Raw genomic sequence first — 5,051 nt, 5'->3', positions numbered from 1 at the left:
GGCATGGTGATGCCGAACTCGGGCAGGCCGTAGCTCAGTTCCTCGGCGGCATCGTCGAGCAGTTTCACCGTGTCCAGCCCGCCCGGCTGCAGCCACCATTGCAGGCCCGGGTGGGCCGCGGCAAAGGCGCGCAATCGCGCCAGGTCACCCTCGCTGAGGGGCTCCATGTGACGCAACACCATGGCCGTCACGTCATCGCCGCAGGCCAGTTCGATCTGCGGCAGGGTCTCTTTCGCGTCCATGGCGCCAATCAACTCGCGCAACGGCACCAGCAAGTCGCTGACATGACGGGGCAGCACATGGCATTCACTCATGTCGGCGACGTAACTGCTTTTGCGCTCATGGAAACCCACCAGCACCGTGCCCTTTTTGCGCACATAGCGCACCGACAGCCGCGCGCGATAGCGGTAGCCCCAGGCCGGCCCCTCGATGGGCCGCAGCAGGCCGTCCGTCTTGAGCTTGCCGATGTGCAGGAGGTTGTCCTCCAGCACGCGCTGCTTCACGGCCACCTGTGCGCCCACATGCAGATGCTGCATCTTGCAGCCGCCGCAGGCACCGGTGTGCATGCCGAAATGCGGGCAGGCCGGACGCACACGCTGGGACGACTCGCGGTGGATCGCCATCACCACGGCTTTTTCAAAGCTGCTTTTCTTGCGGTAGACGTTGGCCGTCACCTGCTCGAAAGGCAACGCGCCCTCGATGAACACTACTTTGCCGTCGGGCCTGTGGGCAATGCCTTGGGCCTCGATGTCAAGCGATTCGACCTCGAGCACGTCCGGCGGGTAGTCCGCGGCGGCGGCTGGCTTCGATGTGGAGCTTTCTTCTGTCATAGGCCAATTGTCTCAGGCTGAGGTACCATTTTTCGAACACTCGCAAAGGAATGACGATGGAACTTCGCATCTGCATCGACGTTGACGACATGGAGCGCGCCATCGCGTTCTATACGCAGGGGCTGGGGCTGCGCGTGGGCCGCCGCTTCAAGAGCGACTTCGTGGAAATCCTGGGTGCCGGCAGCCCTATAGACCTGCTCTTCAACGCACCGGGCACCCGGCCCATCGCCGGTGGGCCCGGCAGCGAGACCGCCCGCCACTACAGCCGCCACTGGACGCCCGTACATCTGGATTTCGTCGTGGAAGACATCGATGCCGCAGTGACGCGGCTGCAGCGGCACGGCGCAGTGCTGGAAATGCCGGTGACCGAGCGAGTCTGGGGACGCATCGCCGGGCTGGCCGATCCTTTCGGCCACGGGCTGGATCTGCTGGAATTCAAGGGCCGCGGCTACGACGAAATCCTTCAACCGCATTGAGGCAGCAAAACGGCGCGGCAAAGAAAAAGGAGCCGGGCGCTAGCCGGGCTCCTTTTGTCGTCGCTTTGGGCGTTTACTTGGCAGGCAGGTATCTGGCCGGGTCCACCGGTTTGCCCTGGCGGCGAATTTCAAAATGCAGCTTCACGCGATCCGCGTCGCTGTTGCCCATTTCCGCGATCTTCTGGCCCTTCTTGACATTCTGGTCTTCCTTCACCAGCAGCGTCTGGTTATGCGCATAAGCCGTGAGGAAGGTGTTGTTGTGCTTGAGGATGACCAGGTTGCCGTAGCCGCGCAAGCCTGCCCCCGCATACACCACACGCCCGTCGGCGGAGGCCACCACCGCATCGCCCGCCTTGCCGGAGATATCCAGGCCCTTGTTCTTGGCTTCGTCAAAGCCCGCCACCATGGCGCCTTGCGCGGGCCAGATCCAGGCGATGTCTTCCTCACCCGTCGCGGCCGGTGCCGGTGCCGGGCCGGCGCTGGCGGGCGCCGATGCAGGCTTCGCCGCGCTGGCGGCTTGCGCGGGTGCCGTGCTGGACGCTGGCGCCGAGCCCGGCGACACCGGGCGAGTCACCACCAAGGGGTTTTCGCTGGTCGGCGGCACGACGCGCAGCACCTGCCCCACTTCGATGATATTGGGGTTCTCAAGGTTGTTCCAGCGCACGATGTCGCGCCAATTCTGGCCGTTCTCCAGGCCGACGCGGATCATGGTGTCACCGGGCTTGACCGTGTAGTAACCGGGTTTGCCGGCGTTCTCAAAGCCGGGAAGCTGCTTGACGTTGCCGGGGTCCACGGCACCCGGCGCCGGGCGCGACCCGAAGGTCCCGCGGTCTTCCACCGGTGCATTGGTAGGGGATCGCGAGGCGCAGCCCGCCGCAACGAGCAGCACGGCGGCAAGCATGCAGGACAAAGCCAGCCTGCCGGGCCTGGAGCAGGTGGCAGGCAGGGCGACTGCCCTGTTCGACCGTACGGTTTGATTCATTGCTTCTTTCGTCTTCAATCTTGACTGACTTGCCTGGATCACAAGGCCCATGGGGACTTCCGGAGCCAGGCCTTTAGCTTGTTCCCGATTTTAAAGGCACAAAGTGGACGGCCTCCAGCAAGGTCTGCCGGATACCCTGGGGAGTTTTGTCCACCACCACCAACGCTTGCGCGCCACCGGTGGTCTGCATGGGCGCCACCAGCCGTCCGCCCACGGCCAGTTGGTCTATCCAGGCCGGAGGGATGGCTTCACCGCCCGCCGCGGCGATGATGGCCGCATAGGGCGCACCCTTGGCGTAGCCCATCATGCCATCCCCAAAGAGTAGGTGCACATTGGGCAGCCGCAAAGTCCGCAGGTTCTCCCTGGCTTTGTCATGCAGGCCGCGAAGCCGCTCGATGCTGTAGACCTCGGTGGCGAGATGGCTGAGCACCGCGGCCTGGTAGCCGCAGCCGGTGCCGATCTCCAGCACCCGGCCCAATTTTCCGGCGTTGCCCACCGCGCCGTGGCGCAGCAGCTCGATCATGCGGGCCACCACATTGGGTTTGGAGATGGTCTGGCCCAAGCCTATCGGCAGGCTGGTGTCTTCGTAGGCCTGGTTGACCAGCGCGGAGTCGACAAACCGGTGGCGCTCCACCAGCCCCATGGCGGACAGCACCTGAGGGTCGCTGACACCCTGCGCCGCGAGCTTGGCCACCATGCGCGCGCGCACGGCGTGCGAGTCCAGTCCCACACCTCCGGACCTCATCGGGGCAGCAGGTACGGTTTTCTTCAGGCCATTGGGACCGGCACCCACCACAGGCCGAGCACTGGAAGCGGGTAACTTTGTCGCCGACGGAACACCCGCATCAGGCTTGAGGCGCACCGGAAAAGCCGGGCGTGGCGCCACGTCGGGCGTCTTCGGGGCCTTGGCCGAAGGATTAAAAGGCGGCTTGAGGCTGGGTTTCATGCGTCAGGCCTTCAGTGCGACCCAGTCAGCCTGGCGGCTGTCTGGGCCCAGTAAGGCAGGCGCTCGTGGTCGGTCAAATCCACCTGCAGCGGCGTGATGGAGACAAACTTCTGGCTGGTGGCGTAAAAATCGGTGCCGTCGCCGGCTTCCTTCGCGGGCCCCGCGCCGCCTATCCAGTACATGGTTTCGCCGCGCRGGCTGGTCTGCATGATGACGCGCTCGGCCGCATGGCGGCGCCCCAGGCGGGCTACTTTCACGCCGCGAATCTCGTCGTCGGGCAGGTTTGGAATATTCACGTTGAGCAGCCACGGCGGTACCGTAGGCTCCGCGCCCTCGGCCACGTTTTCCAGCGAAGGGATCAGCTGCTGCACCAGTTCGGCCGCGCGCCTGGCGGCGACGTCGATGTGGGCCCAGCCTTTTTCGGTCTGCGAAAACGCGATGGCCGGGATGCCGAACAGGTAACCTTCCATGGCCGCGCCCACCGTGCCGGAGTAAATCGTGTCGTCGCCCATATTGGCGCCATTGTTGATGCCTGACACCACCAGGTCGGGCCGGTAGCCCAGCAGGCCGGTCAGTGCGATGTGGACACAGTCGGCCGGCGTGCCGTTGATGTAGCGAAAGCCGTTGGCCGCCGTCTGCACGTACATCGGCGAGTGCAAGGTCAGCGCATTGGATTTTGCGCTGTTATTGTGCTCGGGCGCCACAACCTCGACATCCGCAACGGTTTTAAGCGCTTCGTAGAGGGCGATGATGCCGGAAGCCTGGTAACCGTCGTCGTTGCAGATGAGAATTTTCATGGGGTGATTTTACGGTCACGGCCGTGACAGCCCGGACGTATTTGGGACTGGCGAGGGCGCCTGCTTTGCCTATGATGCAGTCAAGGTACCGCCCTCCTCGTTTTCCGCCTCTCTGGCGTGTCGCCGCACTCCCACCCTCACCTCACCGGAGACCTCCCATGCAAGCCTGGCTTTGTGAAAATCCCACCGGCGTAGACGCCCTGGCCTGGAAAGAGCTGCCCACGCCGCAACCCAAGGCCGGCGAAGTCCTGATTGAAATCAAGGCTGCCAGCCTGAATTTTCCCGACCTGCTGATCGTGCAGAACAAATACCAGATCAAGCCGCCCCTGCCCTTTGTGCCGGGCTCCGAATATGCCGGTGTGGTTCAGGCCGTGGGGGAAGGCGTCAAGCACCTCCAGGTGGGGCAGAACGTTGCTTGCCTCTCGGGCACAGGCGGCTTCGGCACGCACACGATCGCGCCGGCAGCCCTGTGCATGCCGTTGCCGAAAGGCTTTTCTTATGTGGACGCCGCCGCGTTCATCATGATTTACGCCACGTCCTGGCATGCGCTGATGGACCGCGCACAACTGAAGGCAGGTGAGACCGTGCTGGTGCTGGGCGCCGCGGGCGGCGTGGGCACGGCAGCGATCCAGATCGCCAAGGCCGCCGGCGCCCGCGTGATCGCGGCCGCATCGACGGATGAGAAGTGCGCACTCTGCACTTCCATCGGTGCGGATGCCACGATCAACTACAGCACGAAAAACCTGCGCGACGAAATCAAGGCACTGACCGACGGCAAGGGGCCGGACGTGATCTATGACCCGGTGGGCGGCGACTTTGCCGAGCCCGCCTTCCGCTCCATCGCCTGGCGCGGCCGCTATTTGGTCGTTGGCTTCGCCTCGGGCCCCATCCCCGCCCTGCCGCTGAACCTGACGCTGCTCWAGGGCGCCTCCATCGTGGGCGTGTTCTGGGGCGACTTTGCCAGGCGCGAGCCCAAAGCCAATGCCGCCATGATGGCCGAGTTGGCGGACTGGTACGCAC

The 5,051-nt window shown here is 64.5% G+C and carries 6 protein-coding genes; 2 read left to right on the top strand and 4 right to left on the bottom strand.

Annotated features, from left to right (window positions below; all coding sequences use genetic code 11):
- A partial coding sequence (locus tag AC1D0P_RS21615) for a class I SAM-dependent RNA methyltransferase family protein (RefSeq protein ID WP_477678630.1) occupies positions 1 to 830 on the bottom strand: 830 nt, incomplete at its 3' end.
- Between the two features lie 56 nt (positions 831 to 886).
- On the opposite strand from AC1D0P_RS21615, the gene AC1D0P_RS21610 reads away from it, so the two are divergent.
- Positions 887 to 1,306 carry a VOC family protein gene (locus AC1D0P_RS21610; RefSeq protein ID WP_477678629.1) on the top strand — a complete coding sequence of 140 codons (420 nt, stop codon included), beginning with the start codon at positions 887 to 889 and terminating at the stop codon, positions 1,304 to 1,306.
- A gap of 73 nt (positions 1,307 to 1,379) precedes the next feature.
- On the opposite strand, the gene AC1D0P_RS21605 is transcribed toward AC1D0P_RS21610, so the two are convergent.
- The 3 genes from AC1D0P_RS21605 to surE all read right to left on the bottom strand — a co-directional run bounded on the left by AC1D0P_RS21605 (position 1,380) and on the right by surE (position 4,031).
- Positions 1,380 to 2,207, bottom strand: a complete 828-nt coding sequence (locus AC1D0P_RS21605) for a peptidoglycan DD-metalloendopeptidase family protein (protein WP_477678628.1) — start codon at positions 2,205 to 2,207, stop codon at positions 1,380 to 1,382.
- Between the two features lie 154 nt (positions 2,208 to 2,361).
- Positions 2,362 to 3,234, bottom strand: a complete 873-nt coding sequence (locus tag AC1D0P_RS21600) for a protein-L-isoaspartate(D-aspartate) O-methyltransferase (protein ID WP_477678627.1) — start codon at positions 3,232 to 3,234, stop codon at positions 2,362 to 2,364.
- Between the two features lie 11 nt (positions 3,235 to 3,245).
- Positions 3,246 to 4,031 (bottom strand): 5'/3'-nucleotidase SurE, encoded by a 786-nt coding sequence (gene surE, locus AC1D0P_RS21595; protein ID WP_477678626.1) that lies wholly within the window; start codon positions 4,029 to 4,031, stop codon positions 3,246 to 3,248.
- A 158-nt stretch (positions 4,032 to 4,189) separates the two neighbouring features.
- Between surE and AC1D0P_RS21590 the strand changes: the two genes are divergently transcribed.
- Positions 4,190 to 5,051: NADPH:quinone oxidoreductase family protein (locus AC1D0P_RS21590; RefSeq protein ID WP_477678625.1), on the top strand; the 862-nt coding region annotated here is incomplete at its 3' end.

The sequence above is a fragment of the Polaromonas sp. P1_G2 genome (genome assembly GCF_056405515.1).
The sequence above is the reverse complement of the archived record's forward strand: the minus strand, read 5'-3'. Positions and strand labels throughout refer to the sequence as shown.

Excerpts from the sequence above, each read along its gene's own strand:
- AC1D0P_RS21605 (WP_477678628.1), bottom strand. The coding sequence starts at position 2,207 with ATGCTTGCCGCCGTGCTGCTCGTTGCGGCGGGCTGCGCCTCGCGATCC.
- AC1D0P_RS21600 (WP_477678627.1), bottom strand. The coding sequence starts at position 3,234 with ATGAAACCCAGCCTCAAGCCGCCTTTTAATCCTTCGGCCAAGGCCCCG.
- AC1D0P_RS21610 (WP_477678629.1), top strand. The coding sequence starts at position 887 with ATGGAACTTCGCATCTGCATCGACGTTGACGACATGGAGCGCGCCATC.